The 25,190-nt window shown below is 64.9% G+C and carries 26 protein-coding genes, 1 tRNA gene and 2 riboswitches; of the genes, 19 read left to right on the top strand and 8 right to left on the bottom strand.

Annotated features, from left to right (window positions below):
- Nucleotides 1–76 precede the first annotated feature (76 nt).
- Nucleotides 77–266, bottom strand: a riboswitch (cobalamin riboswitch).
- A 29-nt stretch (nt 267–295) separates the two neighbouring features.
- The 4 genes from arfB to HNP71_RS06865 form a co-directional block, all read right to left on the bottom strand.
- Complete coding sequence (gene arfB, locus HNP71_RS06880; protein ID WP_183266148.1) at nt 296–715, bottom strand: alternative ribosome rescue aminoacyl-tRNA hydrolase ArfB; 420 nt, start codon at nt 713–715, stop codon at nt 296–298.
- A gap of 29 nt (nt 716–744) precedes the next feature.
- Entirely contained in the window at nt 745–1,044 is a 300-nt protein-coding gene (rpmB, locus tag HNP71_RS06875) for a 50S ribosomal protein L28 (RefSeq protein ID WP_183266147.1), read from the bottom strand.
- An 84-nt stretch (nt 1,045–1,128) separates the two neighbouring features.
- Complete coding sequence (locus HNP71_RS06870; RefSeq protein WP_183266146.1) at nt 1,129–1,389, bottom strand: hypothetical protein; 261 nt, start codon at nt 1,387–1,389, stop codon at nt 1,129–1,131.
- Nucleotides 1,390–1,445: 56 nt separating this feature from the next.
- Nucleotides 1,446–3,302, bottom strand: coding sequence for an ABCB family ABC transporter ATP-binding protein/permease (locus HNP71_RS06865; protein WP_183266145.1), 1,857 nt, complete (start codon nt 3,300–3,302; stop codon nt 1,446–1,448).
- Between the two features lie 10 nt (nt 3,303–3,312).
- Between HNP71_RS06865 and HNP71_RS06860 the strand changes: the two genes are divergently transcribed.
- The 13 genes from HNP71_RS06860 (at nt 3,313) to HNP71_RS06800 (ending at nt 15,126) form a co-directional block, all read left to right on the top strand.
- Nucleotides 3,313–4,143: an NUDIX hydrolase gene (locus HNP71_RS06860; RefSeq protein WP_183266144.1), complete on the top strand. Its 831-nt coding sequence runs from the start codon at nt 3,313–3,315 to the stop codon at nt 4,141–4,143.
- Nucleotides 4,144–4,206: 63 nt separating this feature from the next.
- The gene (locus HNP71_RS06855; RefSeq protein ID WP_183266143.1) at nt 4,207–5,889 is read left to right on the top strand and encodes an NF038122 family metalloprotease; all 1,683 of its coding nucleotides are present in this window, start codon (nt 4,207–4,209) and stop codon (nt 5,887–5,889) included.
- A gap of 106 nt (nt 5,890–5,995) precedes the next feature.
- Nucleotides 5,996–7,369 (top strand): signal recognition particle protein, encoded by a 1,374-nt coding sequence (gene ffh, locus HNP71_RS06850; RefSeq protein WP_183266142.1) that lies wholly within the window; start codon nt 5,996–5,998, stop codon nt 7,367–7,369.
- 29 nt (nt 7,370–7,398) lie between these two features.
- Nucleotides 7,399–7,746: a 30S ribosomal protein S16 gene (gene rpsP, locus HNP71_RS06845; RefSeq protein ID WP_183266141.1), complete on the top strand. Its 348-nt coding sequence runs from the start codon at nt 7,399–7,401 to the stop codon at nt 7,744–7,746.
- Between the two features lie 15 nt (nt 7,747–7,761).
- Nucleotides 7,762–8,277, top strand: coding sequence for a ribosome maturation factor RimM (rimM, locus tag HNP71_RS06840; RefSeq protein WP_183266140.1), 516 nt, complete (start codon nt 7,762–7,764; stop codon nt 8,275–8,277).
- The gene (gene trmD, locus HNP71_RS06835; protein ID WP_183266139.1) at nt 8,274–8,975 is read left to right on the top strand and encodes a tRNA (guanosine(37)-N1)-methyltransferase TrmD; all 702 of its coding nucleotides are present in this window, start codon (nt 8,274–8,276) and stop codon (nt 8,973–8,975) included. The genes rimM and trmD overlap by 4 nt, the downstream gene beginning before the upstream one ends.
- 28 nt (nt 8,976–9,003) lie before the next feature.
- Nucleotides 9,004–9,393, top strand: a complete 390-nt coding sequence (rplS, locus tag HNP71_RS06830; protein ID WP_183266138.1) for a 50S ribosomal protein L19 — start codon at nt 9,004–9,006, stop codon at nt 9,391–9,393.
- Between the two features lie 169 nt (nt 9,394–9,562).
- Nucleotides 9,563–10,966, top strand: a complete 1,404-nt coding sequence (gene leuC, locus HNP71_RS06825; RefSeq protein WP_183266137.1) for a 3-isopropylmalate dehydratase large subunit — start codon at nt 9,563–9,565, stop codon at nt 10,964–10,966.
- Entirely contained in the window at nt 10,966–11,580 is a 615-nt protein-coding gene (leuD, locus tag HNP71_RS06820; protein ID WP_183266136.1) for a 3-isopropylmalate dehydratase small subunit, read from the top strand. The genes leuC and leuD overlap by 1 nt, the downstream gene beginning before the upstream one ends.
- A 6-nt stretch (nt 11,581–11,586) precedes the next feature.
- Nucleotides 11,587–12,696 carry a 3-isopropylmalate dehydrogenase gene (gene leuB, locus HNP71_RS06815; protein ID WP_183266135.1) on the top strand — a complete coding sequence of 370 codons (1,110 nt, stop codon included), beginning with the start codon at nt 11,587–11,589 and terminating at the stop codon, nt 12,694–12,696.
- Between the two features lie 55 nt (nt 12,697–12,751).
- Nucleotides 12,752–12,828: transfer RNA gene (locus tag HNP71_RS06810), tRNA-Arg, on the top strand.
- 200 nt (nt 12,829–13,028) lie between these two features.
- Nucleotides 13,029–14,084, top strand: coding sequence for a DMT family transporter (locus tag HNP71_RS06805; RefSeq protein ID WP_183266134.1), 1,056 nt, complete (start codon nt 13,029–13,031; stop codon nt 14,082–14,084).
- A gap of 454 nt (nt 14,085–14,538) precedes the next feature.
- Nucleotides 14,539–15,126, top strand: a complete 588-nt coding sequence (locus tag HNP71_RS06800; protein WP_221246668.1) for a Spy/CpxP family protein refolding chaperone — start codon at nt 14,539–14,541, stop codon at nt 15,124–15,126.
- Between the two features lie 86 nt (nt 15,127–15,212).
- On the opposite strand, the gene HNP71_RS06795 is transcribed toward HNP71_RS06800, so the two are convergent.
- A complete protein-coding gene (locus HNP71_RS06795) occupies nt 15,213–15,422 on the bottom strand; it encodes a hypothetical protein (protein WP_183266132.1) in 210 nt (69 codons plus the stop codon).
- Nucleotides 15,423–15,628: 206 nt separating this feature from the next.
- Here HNP71_RS06795 and HNP71_RS06790 point away from each other — a divergent pair, with 206 nt between their 5' ends.
- Nucleotides 15,629–16,690: an ArsO family NAD(P)H-dependent flavin-containing monooxygenase gene (locus HNP71_RS06790; RefSeq protein ID WP_183266131.1), complete on the top strand. Its 1,062-nt coding sequence runs from the start codon at nt 15,629–15,631 to the stop codon at nt 16,688–16,690.
- 304 nt (nt 16,691–16,994) lie between these two features.
- Here the strand turns inward: HNP71_RS06790 and HNP71_RS06785 are convergent, their stop codons facing one another.
- Nucleotides 16,995–17,765, bottom strand: coding sequence for a crotonase/enoyl-CoA hydratase family protein (locus tag HNP71_RS06785; RefSeq protein ID WP_183266130.1), 771 nt, complete (start codon nt 17,763–17,765; stop codon nt 16,995–16,997).
- Between the two features lie 78 nt (nt 17,766–17,843).
- Here HNP71_RS06785 and HNP71_RS06780 point away from each other — a divergent pair, with 78 nt between their 5' ends.
- A complete protein-coding gene (locus HNP71_RS06780) occupies nt 17,844–18,443 on the top strand; it encodes a TetR/AcrR family transcriptional regulator (RefSeq protein ID WP_183266129.1) in 600 nt (199 codons plus the stop codon).
- Nucleotides 18,440–18,904, top strand: a complete 465-nt coding sequence (locus tag HNP71_RS06775; RefSeq protein WP_246344109.1) for a MaoC family dehydratase — start codon at nt 18,440–18,442, stop codon at nt 18,902–18,904. The genes HNP71_RS06780 and HNP71_RS06775 overlap by 4 nt, the downstream gene beginning before the upstream one ends.
- Before the next feature lie 156 nt (nt 18,905–19,060).
- On the opposite strand, the gene thiC is transcribed toward HNP71_RS06775, so the two are convergent.
- Nucleotides 19,061–20,872: a phosphomethylpyrimidine synthase ThiC gene (gene thiC / locus HNP71_RS06770; protein ID WP_183266128.1), complete on the bottom strand. Its 1,812-nt coding sequence runs from the start codon at nt 20,870–20,872 to the stop codon at nt 19,061–19,063.
- A gap of 46 nt (nt 20,873–20,918) precedes the next feature.
- Nucleotides 20,919–21,041: riboswitch (TPP riboswitch) on the bottom strand.
- A 177-nt stretch (nt 21,042–21,218) separates the two neighbouring features.
- Between thiC and HNP71_RS06765 the strand changes: the two genes are divergently transcribed.
- On the top strand, nt 21,219–21,713 hold the full coding sequence (locus HNP71_RS06765) for a metal-dependent hydrolase (RefSeq protein ID WP_183266127.1): 495 nt from the start codon (nt 21,219–21,221) through the stop codon (nt 21,711–21,713).
- A gap of 207 nt (nt 21,714–21,920) precedes the next feature.
- Here HNP71_RS06765 and hmpA read toward each other — a convergent pair whose 3' ends face one another.
- Nucleotides 21,921–23,108, bottom strand: a complete 1,188-nt coding sequence (hmpA, locus tag HNP71_RS06760; protein WP_183266126.1) for an NO-inducible flavohemoprotein — start codon at nt 23,106–23,108, stop codon at nt 21,921–21,923.
- Nucleotides 23,109–23,339: 231 nt separating this feature from the next.
- Between hmpA and HNP71_RS06755 the strand changes: the two genes are divergently transcribed.
- Both HNP71_RS06755 and HNP71_RS06750 read left to right on the top strand, forming a co-directional pair.
- Nucleotides 23,340–23,798: an RrF2 family transcriptional regulator gene (locus HNP71_RS06755; protein ID WP_183266125.1), complete on the top strand. Its 459-nt coding sequence runs from the start codon at nt 23,340–23,342 to the stop codon at nt 23,796–23,798.
- A gap of 401 nt (nt 23,799–24,199) precedes the next feature.
- Nucleotides 24,200–25,189 carry an aldo/keto reductase gene (locus HNP71_RS06750; RefSeq protein WP_183266124.1) on the top strand — a complete coding sequence of 330 codons (990 nt, stop codon included), beginning with the start codon at nt 24,200–24,202 and terminating at the stop codon, nt 25,187–25,189.
- Nucleotide 25,190 lies beyond the last annotated feature (1 nt).

Genomic DNA, 25,190 nt, shown 5'->3' with positions numbered 1-25,190 from the left:
AGCCGGCGCTTGATAACAGCGACAGAGGCTTGGGGACTTTACCCCTTCATCCCCGGTGCACCCCGCCCGGAAACGCGCAAATGTCTCGATGCTGGCCGGTCTCCTGGCTCGCGGGTCAACGCTCCACCCCGCCTTCTCGCCCGATTGGGCAATGGCTTTCCGGGGCGGCACTCACCGCTCACAGTTGCGGGGGCAGCCGCGGAGTCTGGCACCGCGTTCCCGTTTCAGCCCGGTTTTCACGGGCCACCTGCATCTGGCGCGGGTGGTAAACCGGCCGGGCGGTGCGGGGCAAGGGTTAAAAATCCTTATCGCGCCGTAAACGCTTAATGTCGCCCCGGCGGGATTTCTCGTCCAGGCGACGGGTCTTGGAGCCTTTGGTCGGCTTGGTCGGGCGGCGCACCTTGGGCACTACCGCAGCCTCGCGGATCAGGGCGAAGAGCCGCTCTCGCGCGTCCTCGCGATTGCGCGGCTGATCGCGGTACTGCTCGGCCTGGATGATGACCACGCCGTCCTTGGTCAGCCGCCAGCCGGCCAATTGCGCCAGCTTGGCCTTTACATGCTCGGGCAGCGTGGTGTTGGCGGCGAGGTTGAAGCGCAGCTGCACCGCGCTCGCCACCTTGTTCACGTTCTGCCCGCCAGGACCTGAAGCGGTGACAAACGATTCCTCCAGATCAGACTCGCTGATCTGGAGGCTCCGAGTAATTCTTATAAGCACGGGAGCCTCTTCTCAGGGCTCCGGCAGGCTCAGGCGGCCTTGGCTTCTTTCTTCGCCAGCGCGCGCTCCAGGCGGCGCTTCAGGGCCAGGCCCTCGCCGGTCAGCTTGGCGTCGGTCTGGCTCAGCAGGAAGGAGTCCAGGCCACCATTGTGCTCGATCGTACGGATCGCGCGGGTGGAGAGGCGCAGGCGGACATTGCCGAGCGCATCGGAGAGCAGCGTGGTGACCTGCAGGTTCGGCAGGAACCGGCGGCGGGTCTTGTTGTTCGCGTGGCTGACATTATTGCCAGTTTGCACGGTCTTTCCGGTCAGTTCGCAACGGCGGGCCATGGGTCTATCCTCAAAAAACGCAAAGCGGGTTGGCAGGGCCAACCCGGAATTGGGCAGGCTTATGGGGTGAAACGGCAGGAGTCGTCAAGCCTCGCCAGCGTGATCCTCGCCATCGGCGCGGCTCATTTCGCCATTTTCAATGCTTTCAATGGCGTTTTCCAGGATCTGCACCACCACCTCATCGGGCAGGACTCGGGTGAGCAGGCCCATCGCACCACCCAGCAGGGCGGAGGCAATGGCCAGTTCGCTCAGCTCCTGACCGATCATGAACTCGATCGCCTTGTCGACTACCGAGCCGGCGTGGCTCAGCTCGCGTTCCGGCGGGGATTGTCTGTCGTCGCTCATTGCATCTTCCACTTCACATCAAACCAAAATCTTGCCCGGCGCTAGCACGCGCCAGATCATTCCGCCACGTCCGCAATGGCGGGGCTGGCGTCATCCAACTCCACCTGCGCGGCCCACATGCCGGCGTAAACACCATTCTGAGCCAGAAGCGCCGCATGCGTGCCGCGTTCCACGATCAGCCCTTCGCGCAGCACCAGAATCTCGTCAGCGTCCGTCACGGTGGAGAGGCGGTGGGCGATGACAAGGGTGGTGCGGTCATGCGCCACGTCGCGCAGGGCGGCGGAAATTTCCTGCTCGGTATGGGTGTCGAGCGCGCTGGTCGCCTCGTCGAGGATCAGGATTCGCGGGTTCTTCAGGATGGTGCGGGCGATGGCGACTCGCTGTTTCTCGCCGCCCGAGAGCTTCAGCCCGCGCTCGCCCACCTTGGTCTTGTAGCCCTGAGGGAGCGAGACAATGAAGTCATGCACCTGCGCCAGCTTGGCGGCGTGTTCGATCTCTTCCACCGTGGCGCCGGGACGGCCATAGGCGATGTTGTAGAAGATCGTGTCGTTGAACAGCACCGTATCCTGCGGCACCACGCCAATGGCGGCGCGCAGCGAGTTCTGGGTGTAGTCGCGCACGTCATGGCCATCGACCAGCACACGCCCCTCTGTCGCGTCGTAAAAACGGAACAGCAGGCGCGAAATGGTGGACTTGCCCGAGCCGGTGGGACCGACGATGGCAATCTTCTGCCCGGGGGCGGCGGTGAAGCTCACTCCCTTGAGGATCTGCCGGTCCGGATTGTAGGCGAAATGCACGTCCTCGAAGCTGACCTCGGCCGGTGCGCCGTGGCGCTCCAGCTCCAGCGCGCCGGGGGTGTCCTTCACCTCCTGGTTGACGCGCAGCAGCGAGAACATCTGCTCCATGTCGATCAGACCCTGGTTCAGGGTAAGATAGGTGAAGCCAAGGAAGTTCAGCGGCACGTAAAGCTGCATCAGATAGGTGTTCACCACCACGAAGCTGCCGGGCGACATGTGGTTATACACCACGCCCCAGGCGGCCATGAGCATCATCGCGCCCAGGGCCAGGGAGATGATGACCGCCTGCCCGATATTCAGCGCGTTCAGCGAGACTTGGGACTTCACCGAGGCGGTCTCATACCGGGCCAGGCTTTCGTCGAAGCGATTGGACTCATGAGCCTCGTTGCCGAAATACTTCACCGTCTCGAAATTCAGCAGGGAGTCGATAGCCTTGCCCTGCGCCTCGGTGTCCGTCTCGTTCATGGCGCGGCGGAACTTGGTGCGCCAGGCGGTGAAGGCGAAGGTGAACGCGATATAGAGTCCAATAGCCGTGAAGGTGATGAGCGCGTACCAGACATTGAACAGATGCCACAGCATGAAGGTGGTGAGCAGCAATTCGATGATGGTGGGCAGCAGGTTGAACGTGGCGAGGCGCAGCACGTTCTGGATGCCCAGCGTACCGCGCAGGATGATGTTGGAGAGCCCGCCGGTCTGCCTGTCGAGATGAAAGCGCATGGAGAGCGCGTGCAGATGCTCGAAGGTTTTGCGCGCCACGACGCGCGAGGCACGCATCTGAACAGCCGCGAACAAGGCGTCGCGCATCTCGCCAAAGGCCGCCGCCGCCACGCGCACCAGCGCGTAGCCAATGATCAACGCCGCCGGAACGGCCAGCGGCCCGGCCTGATGGGTGAGCTTGTCCACCGACCGGCCATAGATAACCGGGATATACACCGTGGCCACCTTGGAGAGCAGCATGGCGAGGCTTGCCAGCACCAGCCGGGCGCGCAGGGCTGGTTCGCCCTTTGGCCAGAGATAAGGCAACAGTGAAATAATTGTGGCAAGGGAGCCATGCGTCTGCTTGGTTCCGGGGGCAGGCGCAAGATGGGGGTTGGCACGGGCGGCATTACGGGTCATGGGAGCGCACATGGCATCTGACGCACGAATTGCAAAGCTTCTCTCGCACATAGCGGCCTGCCACACGGCCGTTTTGCCCGGTACGCGCCTGCCGCTTTACGCGGGGGCGCACCATATCGGCTATGTCCGCCCTGCCTTGGCGGCGCGGCTGGCCGAGATCTCGCCGCGCGTGACCGTGCTGGAACACAAAGCGCTGCTGAACGAGGCCGCCCTGCCCCAGCTCAACGAGCTCGCCGCCGCCGCGGGCGTTCCCACCCGCTCGGAGGATTTCGACGTGCGCGAGGAGGGCGAAGGCCCGGTGCTGGCGGTGCTGGACCGTGGGGCGCTGCCGAGCTTCGGGGTGATCGGGGTTGGCGTGCATCTCAACGGCATCGTGCGCCGGGCGGATGGCGTGCATCTCTGGGTGGGCAAGCGCGCCGCCAACAAAAAGCTGGACCCCGGCAAGCTCGACCATCTGGTGGCGGGCGGAGTACCTGCCGGGTACACGCCGTTCGAGGCCCTGGTGAAGGAGGCCGAGGAAGAGGCCGCCCTGCCCGAGGCTTTGGCCGTGCAGGCGCGGCATGTCGCCAGCTTCCGCTACGACATGGAGCGCCCGGAGGGGCTGCGCCGCGACCTGATCCACGCTTATGACTTGGAGTTGCCCGAGGATTTCACCCCCGAGCCGGTGGATGGCGAGGTGGAGTCCTTCTCGCTCTGGCCGCTGCCGCGGGTGCTGGAGGTGCTCGCCACCACCGATGAGTTCAAGTTCAACGTCGCCCTGGTGCTGACCGACCTACTGATCCGCGAAGGGTTGATCACCGGCGAGGCCGCCGAGACGCTGCGCACCGCCCTGCATCCGTAACCCCCCTTGCGGCGGAATGGTTTTCCGCCATTCTGATGGCGTATCAACGCCGGGGAGCGCCGTATGGAGATCGATCTCAACTTCACCAGCAGCGTCTCGCTGGCGCCGAGCGGCTTTGTCGCGGCGGTTGAGTATGCGGCCCAGGCACTGGATTCGCTGATTACCGACAGTATCAACGTTGGCATCAACGTGTCCTGGGACACGAGCGGGACTATCCTTGGCGAGAGCGAGCTGATGCCCGTCTTCCATATCAGCTACGCCTCGCTGGTGAGCCTGCTGGAGAGCCATGCCAGCGCCGCCGTGGCCCTCGGGGTGGTCAGCGGCAGCATCGCCCTCACCGCCGCGGCGGACATGCCCACGGCAGACCCCACCAATGGCAAAGGCGTGTGGCTGACCGAAGCCCAGGGCAGGGCACTGGACGTGCAAGGCGCTGCGGGCACGGCCTTTCTCAGCTCCGCCGAGCCGACAGTGATCTTCGGCACCGGCGGCGCCGACCTAAATTTCAGCACCATCAACCTCTCCGTCGCGGGCGAGATCACCTTTCTCGGCGTGGCGCTGCATGAGCTTACCCACGCCCTGGGGCGGGCTGGTGCAGGCGATGGCGTGGACTATACGGTGATGGACCTGCTACGTTACCACGCTCCCGGCGTGCTGGAGGAGAGCGCCAACCCTTCGACCGGCAGTTCACCCAGCGCCTATTTCTCCATCGACGGCGGCAAGACCAACCTCGCCGATTTCTCCACCACCAGCGATTATTACGACTGGTCGGGCACCGTCCCGAACGACTCCTTCGACGCATATGCCAATTACGGCGCCGCAGACACCATCTCGGCGGCGGATGAGACCCTGCTGACCGCGCTTGGCTTCAACCTCGCCGCCACCTGCTTCACGCCCGGCACGCGCATCCGCACGCCAGAGGGCGAAATGCCGGTGGAGGCGCTTCGCCCAGGCGATGCCGTGCTTACCCGGCTGCGCGGGGCGCAAAGAGTGAAGTGGGTCGGCAAGCGCGAATATGACGGGCGGTTCGTGGGCGATAATCATCTGATCCTGCCCGTGACCATCCGGGCCGGGGCACTGGGGCCGGGCGTGCCGGCGCGGGATCTCATCGTTTCTCCCGGCCATGGCATCTGCCTGCACGGCGCGCTGGTGCCTGCGTGGCGGCTGGTGAATGGCGCCTCCATCACCCAGGCTACGCAGGTGGAGCGCGTGACCTATTATCATGTGGAACTGGCGGCCCATGATTTGCTGCTGGCCGAGAACTGCCTGTGCGAGAGCTATCTCGATAGTGGCGACCGTGCGCAATTCCACAACGCCACCGAATACGCGGCGCTGTATCCAGGCGAGGCCGCGCCCGCCCTGCCCTGCCTCCCCCGGCTGGAGTCGGGCTTCGCCCTGGCGGAAGCGCAGGTCGAAGTGAACGCCCGAGCCGGCCTCCCCCCGATGACGGAAGTGGCGGGCGGACTGCGCGGCTTTATCGACATCGCCGGGCCAGACCGCGTGACCGGCTGGGCGCAGTGCGAAGCCTCCCCCGAGGCTCCCGTGGCGCTGGACATACTGGCCGGCGGCGTTCCCGTGGCGCGGGTGCTGGCCAATCTCTACCGAGCGGATCTGCGCCGGGCGGGGCTGGGGAGCGGGTGCCATGGCTTTGAACTCATCCTTCCCGCCGGGGTGGAAGGGCCGATCACCATCCGCCGGGCGCTGGATGGCGCGCTCCTGCCCTTTACCGAAGCCGCGCTGGCCGCGTAACCCCATTGACTTGCGCGCCCCAGGGGCGCATGAGCCAATCTACATAAACCGCCGTGCTGCGAGGGTTCGCACCACGGCGCGTTTTGCGTTGTAAGGAATTCTGGCCATGTTCGACACGCTGTCGGGCAAATTTTCGGATATTTTCGACCGGCTCCGCCGCCGTGGCGCGCTGTCCGAATCTGATGTGAACGACGCGCTGCGGGAAATCCGCCTGGCGCTGCTGGATGCCGACGTGGCCTTGCCGGTGGTGAAGGATTTCGTCGCCAAGGTGAAGGAGCAGGCGGTCGGCGCGGAAGTGCTGCGCTCCGTCTCCCCGGGCCAGATGGTGGTGAAGATCGTCAACGACGCGCTGATCGAAGCGCTCGGCGGCGCGCCCTCCCCGCTCAACCTGTTCGCCCCGGCGCCCATCCCCTTCCTGATGGTCGGCCTCCAGGGCTCGGGCAAAACCACCACCTCCGCCAAGATCGCGCTGCGGCTGAAGACCCGCGAGCGCAAGAAGGTGCTGCTGGCCAGCCTGGATACCCAGCGCCCCGCCGCCCAGCTCCAGCTTGAGCAGCTGGCGCAGAAGGCCGAGGTTGTCTCCCTGCCCATCATCCCCGGGCAGACGCCGCTGCAGATCGCGCAGCGCGCCATGGAGACCGCGCGGCGCGAAGTTTACGACGTGGTGATCCTGGATACCGCCGGGCGTCTGTCCATCGACCTCGCGTTGATGGAAGAGGTCAAGGCGATCCGCGCCGCGGTGAACCCGGTGGAGACCCTGCTCGTCGTGGACGCCATGACCGGCCAGGACGCCGTGACCACCGCCACCGCCTTCAACGAGGCCGTGCAGATCACCGGCATCGTGATGACCCGGCTGGACGGCGATGCCCGTGGCGGTGCGGCACTCTCCATGCGCTCGGTCACCGGCGCGCCGGTCAAGCTCGCCGGCATGGGCGAGAAGCTGGACGCGCTGGACGAGTTCAACCCGGAGCGTATCGCCGGGCGCATCCTGGGCATGGGCGATATCGTCGGGCTGGTGGAACGCGCCGCCGCGAATATCGACCAGGTGGAAGCCGAGAAGCTCGCCAAGAAGATGGCGAAGGGCAAGTTCGACCTCGACGACTACGCCTCCCAGCTCAAGCAGATTTCCAAGATGGGGTCGCTCTCGGGCATCCTCGGCATGCTGCCGGGTGTCGGCAAGATCAAGCAGCAGATCGAGTCGGCGAATTTGGATACCACCGTGTTCAAGAAGCACGTCGCCATCATCTCCTCGATGACCCCCGCCGAGCGCCGCGCCCCGGACATCCTGAAGGCCAGCCGCAAAAAGCGCATCGCGGCGGGCTCCGGCACCACCGTGCAGGAAGTGAACAAGCTGCTGAAGCAGTTCGACGATATGTCGACCATGATGAAGCGCATGAACAAGATGGGCGGCGCGGAGGCGATGATGCGCCAGGTGCAGGCCGCCATGGGTGGCCAGAAACCCGGCCGCCGACCCTTTTAACCAGTTTTTAGTTAACCGAAGGAGTACTCATGTCTGTTAAAATTCGTCTCGCCCGTGGCGGCGCCAAAAAGCGCCCGTTCTACCACATCGTCATCGCCGATGCGAACGCCCCGCGCGACGGCAAGTTCATCGAGCGCGTTGGCACCTATAACCCGATGCTGCCGGCCGACCACGCCGAGCGCGTGACCCTGGTGACCGAGCGCCTGCAGCATTGGCTGGCCAACGGCGCGCAGCCGACCGACCGCGTTGCCCGCTTCCTCGCCAAGGCCGAGCTGATCAAGGCACCGGTGCGCACCGAACAGCCGAAGCAGTCCGCGCCGAAGAAGAAGGCGCAGGAGCGTGCCGCCGAGCGCGCCAAGGCCGAAGCAGCCGCCTAACCGGAAAGAGGACGCGTGGACGACCGGTTGATCCTGATGGGCGTGATTGGCAAGCCGCACGGCGTGCGCGGCCAGGTGCGCGTGAACGTTTTCGCCGAGGACCCGGAGGCCCTGGCGACGTACACGCTTACCGACCGCAAGGGCCGGCAGTTTGCGCTGGACTGGGCGCATGAGAATGCCGCCTGGATCAGCGAGGTTACGCCCAAGGGCAAGCGCCGGATTACCGACCGCAACGAGGCCGAGACGCTGACCAATGTGGAGCTGTTCATCCCCCGCGAGGCTTTGCCCGAGGTGGAGGATGAGGAGTTCTACCACACGGACCTGATCGGCCTTACCGCCCGCAACGCGGCTGGCGAGGAGATCGGGCGCGTGGCCAACGTGCTGGATTACGGTGCCGGTGCCTGCCTGGAGCTGACACCGGGCGGCGCGCTGATCCCCTTCACCAAGGCCTGCGTGCCTGTGGTGAATATCAGCGGCGGCTTCGTCGTCGTCTCCCCGCCGGACGAGGTGGAGGCACGCGAGGAAGCATGACCTGGCGCGCGGACATCCTTACACTGTTTCCCGCCATGTTTCCGGGCCCGCTGGGGGATTCCCTGGCCGGCAAGGCGCTGGCGGAGGACAAGTGGAGCCTGAAGGTCACGGATATCCGCGACTTTGGGCTGGGGCGGCACCGCAGCGTGGACGACACGCCCTTCGGCGGCGGCGCAGGCATGGTGCTGCGCCCGGATGTGCTGGACGCGGCCATCGGTGCCGTGGCTGATGAGCGGCCACTTATCTTCCTCACCCCGCGCGGCACGCCGCTCACCCAGTCCCGCGTGCGGGCGCTGGCGGACGGCCCAGGCGCCGTGCTGGTGTGCGGGCGGTTCGAGGGCTTCGACCAGCGCGTCATCGAGGCGCGGGGGGGCGAGGAGATCAGCATCGGGGATTATGTCCTCTCCGGCGGGGAACTCCCTGCCTTGGTGCTGCTCGATGCCGTCATCCGCCTGCTGCCGGGCGTGATGGGCCATGCGGAAAGTGGCGTGGAGGAGAGCTTCTCCGAGGCGCTGCTGGAATACCCGCATTACACCCGCCCCGCCCTGTGGGAAGGCCATGCCGTGCCGGAGGTGCTTACCTCGGGCAACCATGCCGCCATAGCCGCCTGGCGCCTGGAGCAATCCAGGCAGATTACGCAGTCCCGCCGGCCCGACCTCTATCATCAATACATTGCATCCGGCGCCCACGCGCCCTAAACACCCCATTCGAGAAGGACCCGAACCCATGAACATCATCCAGACGCTGGAAGCCGAGCAGATCGCGAAGCTGACCGAAGCCAAGACCATCCCCACCTTCGTCCCCGGCGACACGCTGCGCGTGAACGTGCAGGTGAAGGAAGGCGAGCGTTCGCGTATCCAGGCTTTCGAGGGCCTGTGCATCGCCCGCTCCAACCGTGGCATCAACTCCTCCTTCACCGTGCGGAAGATCTCCTACGGCGAGGGCGTTGAGCGTATCTTCCCGCTCTATGCCCCGGTCATCGCCGACATCACCGTGGTCCGCCGCGGCGATGTGCGCCGCGCCAAGCTGTACTACCTGCGCGGCCGCCGCGGTAAGTCCGCCCGTATCGCCGAGAAGGCGCGTGAGGTCGTGACCGAGACCGCCGCCGCCGAGTAAGGCATACAAGGGGGGAGGTTCCTCCCCCCAACGCCCCCCCAGCAATGAGCCGGGAGGCTCTTGGAACCCCGGCGACGGGCTACGACATGGGGGCTTCGAGCCCCCTTTTTCATATCCGGCAGCCCGCACCGCCGAGGACCGGAATTTTACGCAGGAGACCCCAGTTTCGATGCCGCGCACGTTATTCGACAAGATTTGGGATGCGCATGTGGTGGACCGGTTGGAGGACGGCACGTGCGTGCTCTACATCGACCGGCATCTCGTGCATGAGGTCACCAGCCCGCAGGCCTTCGAAGGGCTGCGCATGGCCGGGCGCAAGGTACGCCGGGTGGAGAACACCATCGCCGTAGTGGACCACAACGTGCCCACCGACGCGGACCGCCTGAAGGGCGTGAACGAGCCCGAGAGCAAGCTGCAGATCGAGACGCTGGAGCAGAACGTCGCCGAGTTCGGGGTGACGTATTTCCCCATGTCCGACGCGCGCCAGGGCATCGTCCACGTGGTGGGGCCGGAACAGGGCATCTCGCTGCCCGGCATGACCATCGTGTGTGGCGACTCCCACACCTCCACCCATGGCGCGATGGGCGCGCTGGCGTTCGGCATCGGCACCTCCGAGGTGGAGCATGTGCTGGCCACCCAGACCCTGCTGCAGAAGCCCGCCAAGAACATGCTGGTGCGCGTGGACGGCAAGTTGGCCCCCGGCGTGACCGGCAAGGATATCGTGCTCGCCATCATCGGCAAGATCGGCACCGCGGGCGGCACCGGGCATGTCATCGAGTTCGCGGGCGAAGCGATTCGCTCGCTCGACATGGCCGGGCGGCTGACCGTGTGCAACATGGCCATCGAGGCCGGGGCGCGCGCCGGGCTGATCGCGCCGGATGAGACGACCTTCGCGTACATCAAGGGCCGCCCCTTCGCGCCCAAGGGCAAGGATTTCGAAGCCGCCGTCAATTACTGGAAGACCCTGCCTTCCGATGAGGGCGCGCATTACGACAAGGTCGTGGTGCTCGACGCCGCCGAGATCGCCCCGGAAGTGACCTGGGGCACCAACCCCGAGGCGGTGATCCCCATCACCGGCACCGTGCCCAACCCTGCTGATGAGCCGGACGAGACCAAGCGCGCCCAGATGGAGCGCATGCTCTCCTATATGGACCTGAAGCCGGGCCAGAAAATCGCGGGCACCAAGGTGGACGTGGTGTTCATCGGCTCCTGCACCAATTCGCGCATCGAGGATCTCCGCCAAGCCGCCGCCGTGGCCAAGGGCAAGCATGTGGCCCCCGGCGTGCGCGCGCTGGTGGTGCCGGGCTCGGGCCTTGTGAAGAAGCAGGCCGAGGAAGAGGGCACGGCGCAGATCCTGATCGACGCCGGGTTCGAGTGGCGCGAGGCCGGGTGCTCGATGTGCCTGGGTATGAACCCCGACAAGCTGACGCCGGGGCAGCGCTGCGCCTCCACCTCCAACCGCAATTTCGAGGGCCGCCAGGGACCGGGGGGGCGTACCCACCTGCTCTCCCCGGGCATGGCCGCCGCCGCCGCCGTGACCGGCGCGCTCACTGATGTCCGGGAGCTGATCTGATGGATAAGTTCACCACCCTCACCGCCGTCGCCGCGCCGCTGAACGTGGCGAATGTGGATACCGACAAGATCATTCCCGCGCGCTTCCTCAAGACGATCAAGCGCACCGGGCTGGGCAAGTCGCTTTTCGCCGATATGCGCTACAACGCGGATGGCTCGGAGAAGGCCGATTTCGTGCTGAACCAGGAGAAGTACCGCAAGGCGCAGATCCTGGTCGCGGGCGATAATTTCGGCTGCGGCTCCTCTCGCGAGCACGCCCCCTGGGCGCTGCTGGATTTCGGCATTCGCTGCGTTATCGCGCCCAGCTTCGCCGATATCTTCTTCAACAACTGCTTCAAGAACGGCATCCTGCCGATCCGCCTGCCGGAAGACGTCTGCGCCAAGCTGATGGATGACGCAGCGCTCGGCACCAATGCGCGCCTCACCGTGGACCTGGAGCGCCAGGTGGTGGTGCGGCCCAATGGCGAGGAGTTCGCCTTCAACGTCGATCCGTTCTGCAAGCACTGCCTGCTGAACGGGCTGGACGATATCGGCCTGACGCTGGAACACACCGCCGCCATCGACGCCTATGAAGCCCGCCAGCCTTCCTGGCAGCCCAAGATTCACGGAGCCTGACCCATAATGACTGCGAACAAGACCCTTCTGCTTCTCCCCGGCGACGGCATCGGCCCCGAGGTGATGACCCAGGCCAAGCGCGTGCTGAACTGGCTCCAGGCCTCCGGCCGCGCCAGCTTCACCATCGCCGAGGACCTCGTCGGCGGCGCGTCCATCGACGCCAATGGCGTGCCGGTGACCGACGCCACCGTGGCCAAGGCCAAGGAAGTGGACGCGGTGCTGTTCGGCTCCGTCGGCGGGCCCAAGTGGGACAAGGTGCCCTTCGAGATCCGCCCCGAGGCCGGGCTGCTGCGTCTGCGCGCCGAGCTGCAGGTGTTCGCCAATCTCCGCCCCGCCAAGGTGTTCGATGCGCTGGCCGATTCGTCCTCGCTGAAGCCGGAGCTGGTGCGCGGGCTGGATATCATGATCGTGCGCGAATGCATCGGCGGCATTTATTTCGGCGAGCCGCGCGGCATCGAGACCCTGCCCAATGGCGAACAGCGCGGCATCAACACCGAGGTTTACACCACGCATGAGATCCAGCGCGTGGGCCGAGTCGCGTTCGACCTCGCCCGCAAGCGCCAGGGCCGCGTGTGCAGCGTGGAGAAGGCGAATGTGATGGAGGCCGGGCTGCTCTGGCGCCAGGTGATGACGAAGCTGCAGGCCGAGGAATTCCCCGATGTGCAACTGAGCCACATGTACGCCGATAACTGCGCCATGCAGCTCGCGAAGAATCCGAAGCAGTTCGACGTGATCGTCACCGGCAATCTGTTCGGCGACATTCTCTCCGACCTCGCGGCGATGCTGACGGGCTCGCTGGGCCTGCTGCCCTCCGCGACCCTGGGCGCCAAGGACGAGGCCACAGGCCGCCGTCCAGGCTTCTACGAGCCGATCCACGGCTCCGCCCCGGATATCGCCGGCAAGGGGGTTGCCAACCCGCTGGCGCAGATCCTGAGCCTCGCCATGCTGCTGCGCTATTCCTTCGACATGCAGGAAGACGCCGCCGCCATCGAGGCCGCCGTGGAGCGCGTGTTGGCTAAGGCTGGCCGTACGCCTGACATCGCCGTGCCCGGCCGCGCCACCATTTCCACCTCCGAGATGGGCGATGCACTGATTGCGGAGCTCGAAGCGATTTAATTTGCCGGTGGGGGTTGCCTGATCGAGAAGGTTCGATTACACCCCCGCTCACAACGCGCCCGTAGCTCAGCTGGATAGAGCATCAGACTACGAATCTGAGGGTCAGGAGTTCGAATCTCTTCGGGCGCGCCACGGAATTCCTTGGCAATCACGCGTTAACGGGCCGGTCAGCGATGACCGGCCCGTTGGCGTTTTAGGGCACCCCACCACTCCCCCCAATGGTCCCGGAACGCCGCAGATCGCCCGGTGGGAAGCGCGCGGCGGGGCGGGCAGCGCCCAACGCAACCGCGATGCCCGACGACAGCCGGGGGCGACTAGGCTAGGGTGCCGCCATGTCACGCACAGGCATCCTGCTCGCCCTTCTCTCGGCCGTTCTGTTCGGCGCCAGCACGCCGCTTGCCAAGCTCCTGCTCGGGGTGGTGAGCCCTTGGATGATGGCCGGGCTTCTCTACCTGAGCGCCGGCCTTGGGCTCGCCTCCATCCAAATCTTCCGTGCGGGGTTGCGCATCCCAGCGGCGGAGGCGCCGCTGCGGCGCGCAGACCTGCCCTGGCTCGGGCTGGTGATCCTCTCCGGCGGCCTCGGCGGGCCGCTCCTGCTCATGTTTGGCCTGTCTCACACGGGGGCGGCGAACGCCTCGCTACTGCTAAACCTTGAGGGACTCGCCACCATGGGCATCGCCTGGGTCACCTTCCGGGAGAACGTGGACCGGCGGCTGCTGCTCGGCGCCTTCGCCATCCTGGCCGGGGCGGCGCTGCTCTCCTGGCAGGGGCGGGCGAGCCTGGATGTCGGCGCCGGGCTGATCGCCGGCGCCTGCCTGTGCTGGGGCATCGATAACAACCTCACCCGGAAATTGTCCTCAGCGGACCCGGTGCAGATCGCGATGATGAAGGGGCTGGTGGCCGGCGCGGTGAACGTGGCGCTGGCGCTTGGTGCGGGTGGGCATTTCCCTACGGCGGGGCTGCTCGCGGCGGCCGGGCTGGTCGGCTTCCTCGGCTACGGGGTTAGCCTGGTGCTGTTCGTTCTGGCGCTCCGCCATCTCGGCACCGCCCGGACCGGCGCGTATTTCTCCCTCGCCCCCTTCGTGGGTGCCGCGATCGCCGTGGTGTTCCTCGGCGAGCCCTTGTCCGCTAGGCTGCTAGTCTCGGGCGCGCTCATGGGCCTCGGCCTCTGGCTGCATCTGGCGGAGCGGCATGAGCACGAGCATGTCCATGATGAACTGGAGCACGAGCACCGCCACAGTCACGATGAACACCACCAGCACGAGCACGGCGCGAACGTACCGCCGGGAGAGCCACACTCACACAGGCACCGGCACGCGCGACTGGTCCACAGCCATGCGCACTACCCGGACTTGCACCACCGGCACACGCATAGACGCACGCCCTAATAGGCCCTGCCCTTCCCCAACGCGCCCAGCCGCACCATCACCACAGCCTAATCCAGCTTTCTCCTCCACCCCGCCGGTAGCGATGGCGGCTGGTGGTGCTGTTTCCGCCCCAGGTCGGGCCGTTCGTCTTTCGCTGGCTGGTTGCCTTCCCAGGAGGTCAGACCGCGCGGGCTAAACCGGCACGGAACACGATAGGCTACGAAACATCATCCTCTGGACGGCTCAGCGCCCCCGCACTGAACCACGGGCCGTTGCAGGCTCCTTAGTTCCCACCGCCCGAAGCTGGGTTGAGCGAAATCAAGGACACATCCTCCCGCCCGTGTTTTGTTCCCACCGGCATGAGGCTGCCAGCCTCTCGTGCAGCGCTATGCCAGCAGTCATAGGAGAGAATTTCATGGGCAAGACATCACACGGCCTTGCTGCATTTGTCGCAGCAGGTCTGGCTTTTGCTGGCATGGCACCGGCCGCCCTGGCGCAGGCATCAGGCACCGCCGCATCCCCCCCCACGGCCCAGCCGGAGGAACCGGCAGGCTATGGCTACGGCCCTGGCATGATGGGCGGCAGCTGGGGCGACGGACTTGGCATGATGGGTGGCGGCATGATGCCCGGTTGGGGTGGAAAACCCTGGCCCGGTATGATGGGCGGTTGGGGTGGTCCCGGCACCGGACCCGGCCATTGGGGCGGACCGGCGGTCTCGATCGCGGACCGGCTGGCAGCGCTGAAAGACGAGCTGAACATCACGGCCGGCGAAACCGATGCCTGGAACACCTATGCGGCGGCAGTGACGGCGGCGGATCAGAGCTTCGCGGACGGGGTGAAGTCGTTGTGGCACCCGCCAGCCAGCGGTGCGGTGACACCCGATCAACGTTTCGACACCATGACCAAGATGGTCGCGCTGATGAAGCAGGGTTACGACCAGAAGAAAGCCGCTGCTGATGCGCTCATGCCGCATCTGACGCAGTATCAGCAGGGCCAAGCCAGCGAGATTCTGCCTGGTCTGGCCACCCGGCACGGCGGCCGGGGCATGATGGGCGGCTGGTAAGCCGGCTAAGGCCGAAACCCAACAAAAAAACAAATGCTGCTGCATGGCGCATCGGGCGTTCCCCGGCGCGCCATGCTTCTGACTCCCTATAACCCACCAGAGCGCAGCGGGGCCTGAACGCCCCGCCCCTGCGCGAAGCACGCATCAGCGGTCCAGCCGGTGCCGCTCTCGCGCAGCACGCGCTCCAGCATGGCGATGTGGTCCTCATGCTGGCACTGGAAGAACCGGACCTTGGCCCTCTCGAAGGACACTCGCATCTCAACCGTGATGTCCTTCGAGAAGACGTCGGTCTTCACCGCCAAAAGCCCAATCAACGCCCCTAATCGCGTGACACCTACCCCAGAGAGAGGCCCCGGTTTCATTTTGGCAGACACCGGTTCCGCACAGCTAGCCGCTTGGTCGATTTTGTCGCTCGATCTCTCACTATAAGTGGCATGAAACATCCGCTAAGCACGTATAATCCACCCCCCAGGCCTCTACCCATGTGGAAATTTTGAACAGCATGAGCATTCCGGACCACAGCGTCATCATAATAGGCTGTGGCCAAGCAGGTTTGGCGACAGCCTATTACCTGCGCCGGGCCGGGCTGGACTTCATGCTCTTTGACGCTGGCACAACCCCCGGGGGAGCATGGATCCATGGCTGGAATTCCCTGCGCCTATTCTCACCCGCCGCCTTCAGCTCGCTGCCAGGTTGGCCCATGCCCGCCAGCGCGAGCGCGGACTACCCCACGCGAGATGAGGTCATAGACTATCTGACCCGTTACGAAGCCCGCTACGGCTTCCCGGTTGAGCGCCCCGCCAAGGTGGAGGCCGTTACGCGCGATGGTGCGCTGCTGCGCCTTAGCCTTGCCGATGGCAGCTGCCGCACGGCGCGTGCCGTTGTCAGCGCCACCGGCACCTGGTCTGCCCCCTTCATTCCGGATTATCCAGACCGCGCGCTGTTTCAAGGCGAGCAGCTGCACTCGGCACAGTACCGTAATCCAGAGCGTTTCACTGGCAAACACGTCCTTATCGTCGGCGGCGGCAATTCCGGTGCGCAGCTTGTGGCAGAGCTGAGTTGGGTTGCCGATACGCGCTGGGTAACCACCTCAGAGCCGGTTTTTCTGCCCGATGATGTCGATGGCCGCGTGCTGTTCGAGCGGGCCAGTGCCCGCGTAAAAGGCGATTTCGGCACAGCCGCCACCACGACAATTGGCGACATTGTCATGGTACCGCCGGTAAAGGAGGCGCGTGACCGTGGCGTTCTGACCTCTGTGCGGCCCTTCTCACGCTTCACGAAAACCGGGGTGGTCTGGCCGGACGGAACAGAAACGCTCGTTGATGCGGTCATCTGGTGCACCGGCTACAGGCCCGCAACCGGGCACCTCAAACCGCTGGGCATTGTTGGCGATGATGGGCGCGTCGAGGTGGTCAAGCAGCGCGCCTTGCATGAGCCGCGCCTGTGGCTTGCAGGCTATGGCAACTGGACCGGCGCGGCATCTGCGACTCTGATCGGGGCAGGCCGGACCGCGCGGGAATTCACCCCGGACATCACCCACCTACTGGCGCAACCTACGTACTGACGCACGCCCCACAACGCGGAGGCGCCAGACCAGCGCCTGCGAGCTGGCCAGTTCACGTAGCGCTACAAGCGCCGTTTCCGTACGCTCTTCTTGGACCACGACCATGACGACATTGAGCGTGGCGAAGCCAATCAGAATCAGGGCCTCGGCGAAATTGCCAAGCAACAGCTAGCCCCCCACTGCGGCAATCGTTGTCATTATGACAACGACACGCATGCCGCCTTGAGGTAGCGCAAGGTGGGGGCTCTTGGCTTAATGCAACGATGCTCCGCGACCGAACAGCCGCGAAGACTTCAAGCCACCCTCAGGAGTTGCGCCGGTTCTGGAAGGCGCGAAAAGCGTCGATCGCTTCTTGCGACTTCAAGCGAGCTACGAAATGCCGTCCTTCCTCTTCGATCCGGCTCAGCACCGCGGTCTTGTCGCCGCGCAGAAGCCGGCGGGTAAGGGCCAGGGCTTCGGGTGGTTTGGCCGCCAGCCTGGCGGCGGCGGCAAGCGTCTCACGCTCCACATCCTCTGGCGCCGTCACTTTCCAGACCAGCCCCGCCTGCTGGGCATCGTGGGCTGAGAACTTCTCGCCCGCAGCCAACAGCGCAAAGGCGCGTTGATGCCCCATGGTCAGCGGCCCCAGCAGGCTCGACGCCGCTTCGGGCACCAATCCGAGATCGACGAAAGGCGTAGCAAAAACCGACCGGCTGGAGGCAATGCTGAGATCGCAATGGAAATTCAGTGTCGTGCCGATCCCGACAGCGAGACCGTCAATGCCCGCGAGAAGAGGTTTGTCAAAGCCGACCAAAGCCTGGAGAAAGAAAAACGCCGCCGGCGCCTCGCCGGCGGCGGCAGGGTTCGAGGCGATGTGGATGAATTCCGCAAGATCATTGCCCGCGCTGAAAGCACCTTCCGATCCCAGAAACACGGCGGCACGGACCTCGGGATCTTCGTTGGCCGCATCGAGCGCCTCCGTCATGCCGTGATACATGGCGGCCGTCAGGGCATTCTTTTTCTCCGGCCTCGTCAAACGGATGACAAGTATGCGCGGATCGGCCGCCAGCTTCTCGGCAATGAATTCAGCACTCACGTTTCTCTCCTCCAAATCGCTCTTGACGTTGGCGCCACGCTAGCCCACCCTAGACTGACCGGTCTAGAGAGAAACCGCATGAGTTCAACCCGCGAACGCCTCGTCGATGCCATGGCCACATCGCTGGCCCGCAAGGGCTTCGCCGGCGTCGGCGTGAACGAGATCCTGGAACGGGCACAAGCTCCCAAAGGCGTGCTTTATCACCACTTCGCCGACGGCAAGACTGGCCTTGCCATTGCCGCCATCAGACTATCGATTGAGCGTATCACCGCCTCTCTCACCCGCAAGCGCGCGGCAAGCGCCGATCCGATCGAGGCACTGGAACTCTGGCTTGAGGGCATGCGCCAGCGCCTGGAAGCCAGCGGCTTCGAATATGGCTGCCCGCTGGCGGCAACGGCGTTGGAGGTGCACGCCGAACAAACCGAACTGCGCGCTGCCCTCGCCGAGGGCTTCCGCGCCCTGCAGGCCGAGGTGGCACGGACCATTGAGGCCACCGGTATTCCCGCGCCCCGGGCGCTTGAACTCGCCGTCTTTTTCGTCAGCGCCTATGAGGGCGCGCTGATGCAGGCGCGCGTGGCTAGCGACAGCACGTTGCTGCGCGGCATCTGCGCGACGCTGCTCGGATTGTTGCGCGCCGAACAACGCCACGTCATCCCACCCCCAAAGGAGCGTCCATGATGTCTGATCACGCCGCCCGCGAACTCTATCTCGACGATATTGCCGTCGGAGACGAGTTCGTCAGCGCCGAGCACCAGCTCGATGCCGCACAGATCATCGCTTTTGCCTCGCAGTTCGACCCTCAGCCCTTCCATCTCGACGACGAAGCCGCACAGGCCTCGTTCTTTCAGGGGCTGGCCGCCAGCGGGTGGCATACAACAGCCATCACCATGAGGCTGCTGGTGCAGAGCCTGCCCTTCGCCTCGGGCCTTATCGGTGCGGGCGCCAATGTGACCTGGCCACAGCCAACCCGCCCCGGCGACATCCTGCATGTCAGAAGCCGGATCATCAACATCACCCCCTCCCGCTCCAAGCCGGACCGGGCCATCGTGGAGGCGCGCAGCCTGACCTATGCCCAGGACGGACAAATACGGCAGGACCTAACGGCTCGGCTACTGGCATTCAAACGGGCAAACAGCTGACCGGCATTGCCGCGAAGCCAAGCGTGCGCGTGCCTTCGAGGCAGGATGACGCGGCGGATGCCGCGCGGATTACAGAGGGCGCATCTTCACGCTGCGCCCTCCTCTGAACCTGCCCGGCCTGCCGCCGATGAAGCCGCCCCGGCTTCGAGGCCAGCCTCAAGGGGTGGCGACGTAAATCTTCCCGCCACCTTCGTTGAAGGCTGCGCTCATCTCGCACATCCCCTCTTCCCGCCGCACCTTCTCGCGGATGTCCTGGCTGATCTTCATGGAGCAGAATTTGGGGCCGCACATGGAGCAGAAATGCGCGGTCTTGTGGGCTTCCTTGGGCAGGGTCTGGTCATGGAAATCCCTCGCCGTGTCAGCATCCAGGCCGAGATTGAACTGATCCTCCCAGCGGAATTCGAAACGTGCGCGGGAGATGGCGTCATCGCGCAGCCGCGCGGCCGGGTGCCCCTTGGCAAGGTCCGCCGCGTGGGCCGCGAGTTTGTAGGTGATGACGCCTGTTTTCACATCCTCACGATTGGGCAGGCCAAGATGTTCCTTGGGCGTGACGTAGCAGAGCATGGCTGTGCCGAACCAACCGATCATCGCCGCACCTATGGCCGAGGTGATGTGGTCGTACCCAGGCGCGATGTCTGTGGTGAGCGGCCCCAGCGTGTAGAAGGGCGCCTCGCCGCAGGTGGCGAGCTGCTTGTCCATATTGGCCTTGATTTTGTGCATAGGCACATGGCCGGGGCCTTCGATCATCACCTGGCAGCCTTTGTCCCAGGCCAGGCGTGTCAGCTCGCCCAGCGTCTCCAGCTCGGCGAATTGCGCGGCGTCGTTGGCATCGGCGTTGGAGCCGGGGCGCAGACCGTCGCCTAGCGAGAAGGAGACGTCGTATTTACGCATGATGTCGCAGATCTCGCTGAAATGCTCATAGAGAAAGCTCTCGCGGTGATGCGCGAGGCACCATTGCGCCATGATCGAACCACCGCGGCTGACGATGCCGGTGACACGATCGGCGGTGAGCGGAATATGCGCAAGCCGTACCCCGGCATGGATGGTGAAATAATCCACCCCCTGCTCGGCCTGCTCGATCAGCGTGTCCCTGAACACCTCCCAGTCGAGTTTGCTTGCGTCGCCGCCAACTTTCTCCAGCGCTTGGTAGAGCGGCACGGTGCCGATGGGCACGGGCGAATTGCGCAAGATCCAGTCACGGATATTGTGGATGTTGCGCCCGGTGGAGAGATCCATCACCGTATCCGCGCCCCAGCGTATTGCCCAGACCAGCTTCTCCACCTCCTCGGCAGCCGATGAGGTGACGGCGGAATTGCCGATATTGGCGTTGATCTTCACCAGGAAATTGCGTCCGATGATCATCGGCTCCAGCTCCGGGTGGTTGATGTTGGCCGGGATGATCGCACACCCGGCGGCGATCTCCGCGCGCACGAATTCCGGCGTCACGAAGCTGGGGATGCTGGCGCCGAAGCTCTCGCCATCGGCCAGACGCTCCGAGGCCCCCTCGGCGGCCTGGACACGGCCGAGATTCTCCCGGTGCGCGACGTAGATCATCTCCTCGGTAACGATCCCCGCGCGGGCGAATTCATATTGCGTCACCGGCGCGCCCTCGCGGCCCATCTGCACGTCATGCGGCGCCGGGCAAGGCGGCACCAGCATCTCGGCGCTCGCAAAGCCGTTATCCTCGGGTCGCACGGCGCGGCCCGGCACGCTGGCGAAACCCCGCCGCACCAGCCAAGCGGCGCGGGTCCAGGGCGCGCCCTCGTTCAGATCGATCCGCAGCGCCGGATCGGTATAGGGACCGGAGGTGTCATAGAGCCGGAACGGCGGCTCGTTGGCGCTAGGGTGCAGCAGCACCTCGCGGAAAGGCACGGCGATATCGGGCCGTTCCGGCGGCGCGGCGTAGACCCGGCGCGAGCCGGGGATGGGGCCGGTGGTGACTTTTGCGGGTTCCGTCTGGGCCGTCATGCACGCTCTCCTTTGCATACGGAGAGCGGGACGTACGCAGGACGCTCCTGTGTAAAACCCCCGTCCCTCCGCCGGTGTTAACCGGATCAGGTTCAAAGGGTCCGTCGCGGCGGGCTTTGGGCCCCTGGCAACGTCTCAGCTCCGTCTCGGAGCACCCCTCGGTGAGGCCGAGCCGAGCATCATGGGCGGGGGCTGTCAAGTCATTCTTGCAGAGGCGCTTGGCCGGGGACGCCTTGGCCTTGCCTAGCGCGGTTACCGCTTGGCACCGCGAAAGGCCAAGACGAGGCATTCACGAGCAGCGGGGCGGCGTCTTGCCGCGTTCAAGCGGTGCGTATAGCCACGTGGAATGATGGTTAAATCCCATGTCGTTGTCGGCCTTGCGGCGTGGATCGCCGCGGCGCCCCTGTTACACCTCTCCTCCTTCGATCCAGCTTATCTCGCACTGGCCGTGGGCGGATCGCTCCTGCCGGACGTGGACCACCCCAACTCCTGGATTGGCCGGCGCGCCCGGCCGATTTCAACGGCGATCGCCGCAATCCTGGGCCACCGTGGCTTAACGCACTCGGCTGTCGCGGTGGTTGGTCTGGTGGCGCTGCTGCTGCACTCAGGGTACCGGCAAGCGGAGGTGTCCGCCTTGGCCGTTGGCTACCTGTCCCACCTAGCGGCGGACATGCTGACACCGCGAGGGTTGAGGCTGGCCTGGCCGCTTCAAAAAACCTGGGGATTGCCGCTATGCCGCACTGGTTCTCCCATGGAGGGCGTCATCGTCGCTCTCTTGGTTTGCGGGGTCACTTGGCGGTATCTCGCGCATGACACAAGCCCATTAACGGCACTCCTCTAAGCCACTGAGGGCCGCCGCGGCCAGCGCCGCAGTCTGGATGATGGTGCCGTCCGCGTCTGGCATGCCCGTGTCTTCTGGGCCGGTTACGGTTCAAGCTAGAACGGCGCGGCGTAGCAGTGGCGCAGACCGTGCAGGCGCAACCTCCGCCTCCCGCCGGGCAGAAAATATGCCGCCGCCCTCTACGGACGGCGGCATATGGGAAAGCGCTTAGTTCAACGCCTCGGCGGGGCCGAAGAACTCGAAGTGCAGGCGCTCCTGCGGCAGACCCAGCGCCAACAGGCTCTTGCGGATAAATGCCATGAAGGGCTTGGGGCCAAGGAAATAGGCTTCGCAATCACGGCTCTCGGGCAACCATTCCTCGAGATGCGCGATCTCGGGCCGGCCCAGCTTGGTCGGCCACGCGCCGTCCTCCTTGCCCCCCTGCTCGTACACCACATGCGCGCGAAACTGCGGATAGGCCTCGGCCCAGGCGCCGATCTGATCACCGAAGGCATGGACATCGCCATTGCGGGCATAATGGGCGAAGATGACATCTCGCTTACCTTCCGCCAACGCGGCTTCGGCCATCGCCAACGTGGGGGTGATGCCCACACCGCCACTGACGAGCACCAGAGGGGATGTGCCGGGTTTAAGCGTGAACTCGCCGGCTGGCGGGAATACGTCGATGACATCGCCCGCCGCCACTTTGTCGTGCAGGTAATTCGAGACCACCCCGCCCTTCTCGCGCTTCACGCTGATGCGCAGGGTTTTGCCATTCGCCGCCTGCGAGAGCGAGTAGTTGCGGCGCACCTCCTGGCCATCAATGACAAGGCGCAGGCCCAAATACTGACCCGGCAGATACTCGACCACCGCGCCGCCATCCACCGGCTCCAGGTAGAACGAGGTGATCTCCTGGCTCTCGGCCACCTTGCGGGCCACGCGGAACTGCCGTGCGCCGCGCCAGCCGCCGGGTGCCGTTGCCAGACGGTCATACTCCGCCTTCTCGGCCCCGATGAGGATGTTGGCGAGCTGCCAATAGGCCGCGCCCCAGGCCTCGATCACCGCATCGGTCGCGATTTCCGCACCCAGCACCTCGCGGATGGCGCGCAGCAGGCACGTGCCCACGATGGGGTAATGCTCGGGCTGGATCTGCAGCGCGACATGCTTCTGGATGATCTGCGCCGGGAGATTGCCGAGCGCACCGAGATTATCAATGTGGCGCGCATATTGCAGCACGCTGTTGGCCAGGGCGCGGGGCTGGGAGCCGCTGGCCTGATGAGCCTGATTGAAGAGCGGGCGCACCTCGTCATACTCGCTGAGCATGGTCTTGTAGAAATGCGTGGTCAGCGCCTCACCGCCGGTCTCCAGGAGAGGAACGGTGGCTTTGATAATGGCGGTTTGTTCCGGTGTAAGCATTTTCTGTCTTTCGTGGTTTGGTGACGTGTTGCGCCGTGCACCTCCCTCGGGAGGGAGACGCTGAGTCCGGCGCGGTAGGCGGAAGGACTACGTGGCGTTTTGGCCGCCCCGTGGGGCCGGATCCGGCTCAGAGTCTGTCATGAATTGCACTCCAAATCATGCATTACAGATGCTATATATCGGAGACAAACATATCATGCAATACGGATGCATGTTTTAGGATGATGCGAAATGCGCCTGACCCGCTTCTCTGACTACGCCATCCGCGTGCTGCTCTACCTTGCCGCCCATACCGACCGGCTTTGCTCAATCGGCGAGATCGCCACCGCCTATGACATTTCGCAAAACCACCTAATGAAGGTGGTCAGCGACTTGGCGGGCAGTGGCTATCTCCAGTCGCTGCGCGGACGCACAGGTGGCATCCGGCTGGCCCGGCCGGCCGGTGAGATCAATATCGGCCGGCTGCTGCGCCATACCGAGGGCGAGATCGACCTCGTCGGCTGCGCCGAGTGCAAGCTCAATGGCGCTTGCGGCCTGCCCGACCCGCTGGATCAGGCGCTGGAGGCGTTTTTCGCCGTGCTGGAGCGCTTCTCGCTGGCAGATGTCATGGGCCGTGACCAGCTGCTACAGCGGCTTGGCGTTGGCGGGCACGGCGACGCTGAGGTAATCCGCCGCCACCGAGAGCCTTGAACCTCCCGGGTTGATCTGCCGTATAGGCTTGACTGTTGATTTGCGCTGAGAATGGACCCGGGAGTGGCGGACGCCGACGGCTGACCCCGGCCAGAGCTGCTGCGTGCATCCAGACCGCGCCAACTCCACCATCCATCGTCAAAATTCCAGCGGGTACGCCGCTCGATATCGCCGCATCAGACATATACCAAAAAAGCTTAAAACTGCTGCTCAAACCAGGGTAACTTCAACCCCACTGTCAGAGTGCGGCGCTGAGCGACTCTGACGGTCAAGCCGCCGCATTCATGAATGCTGCGCATCACGTCATGCTGTTTGTTGCGGCTAATCAACCGTGCGCCGGGCCATTAATCTATCCAACTAATCTGGCCGGCGGGACAGCCGCCTTTGCAAGGAGAAAGACAATGCAAACACGGCAATTGGGCAAAAGCGGGCTTGAGGTTTCAACGCTTGGCTTCGGCTGCATGGGGCTGAATTTTGGTTATGGCACAACGCTGGAGAAGAGTGAGGCCATCGCCCTGATCCGCGCCGCCGCCGAACGCGGCGTCACCTTCTTCGACACTGCCGAGGTTTACGGCCCCTACACCAACGAGGAACTGGTGGGCGAGGCGCTGGCGCCGGTACGTGACAAGGTGATGATCGCGACCAAGTTCGGGTTCAACATCGTGGACGGAAAGATGTTCGGCATGAACAGCCGGCCGGAGCAAATCCGCGCGGTGTGCGAAGCCTCGCTCAAGCGCCTGCGGACCGACCGCATCGACCTGTTCTACCAGCACCGGGTGGACCCGGACGTGCCCATCGAGGATGTGGCCGGAACGGTGAAGGAGCTGATCGCCGCAGGCAAGGTGAAGCATTTCGGCCTGTCGGAACCCGGTGCGGCGACCGTCCGCCGGGCCCATGCCGTGCAGAAAGTGAGCGCGCTGCAAAACGAATATTCACTCTGGACGCGCGGGGTGGAGAGCAACGGTATTCTGGAGGTTTGCAAGGAGCTGGGTATCGGCCTCGTGCCATACAGTCCGCTGGGCAAGGGCTTCCTCACCGGCGCCATGGGCAAGGACACGAAGCTGATGGAAAATGATTTCCGCCGCCTGCTGCCCCGCTTCACGCCAGAGGCGATGGAAGCCAACCAGGCGCTGGTCGATCTGCTCCAAGCCATCGCGGCGCGCCACAACGCCACCGCCGCGCAGGTGGCATTGGGCTGGCTGCTCGCCCAGGCGCCGTGGATCGTGCCTATCCCCGGCACCACCAAGCTGCATCGGTTGGAAGAAAACCTCGCCGCCGCCGACCTGACGCTGCTTCCCGCCGATCTTGCCGAGATCGAGACGGCGTCGGCCAAAATTCATATCGAGGGCGAGCGCTACCCGGCTCATCTGCTCGCCACCACCGGGCGCTGAG

The organism is Acidocella aromatica (genome assembly GCF_014201825.1).
Classification (GTDB): Bacteria; Pseudomonadota; Alphaproteobacteria; order Acetobacterales; family Acetobacteraceae; genus Acidocella; species Acidocella aromatica.
The sequence above is the reverse complement of the archived record's forward strand: the minus strand, read 5'-3'. Positions and strand labels throughout refer to the sequence as shown.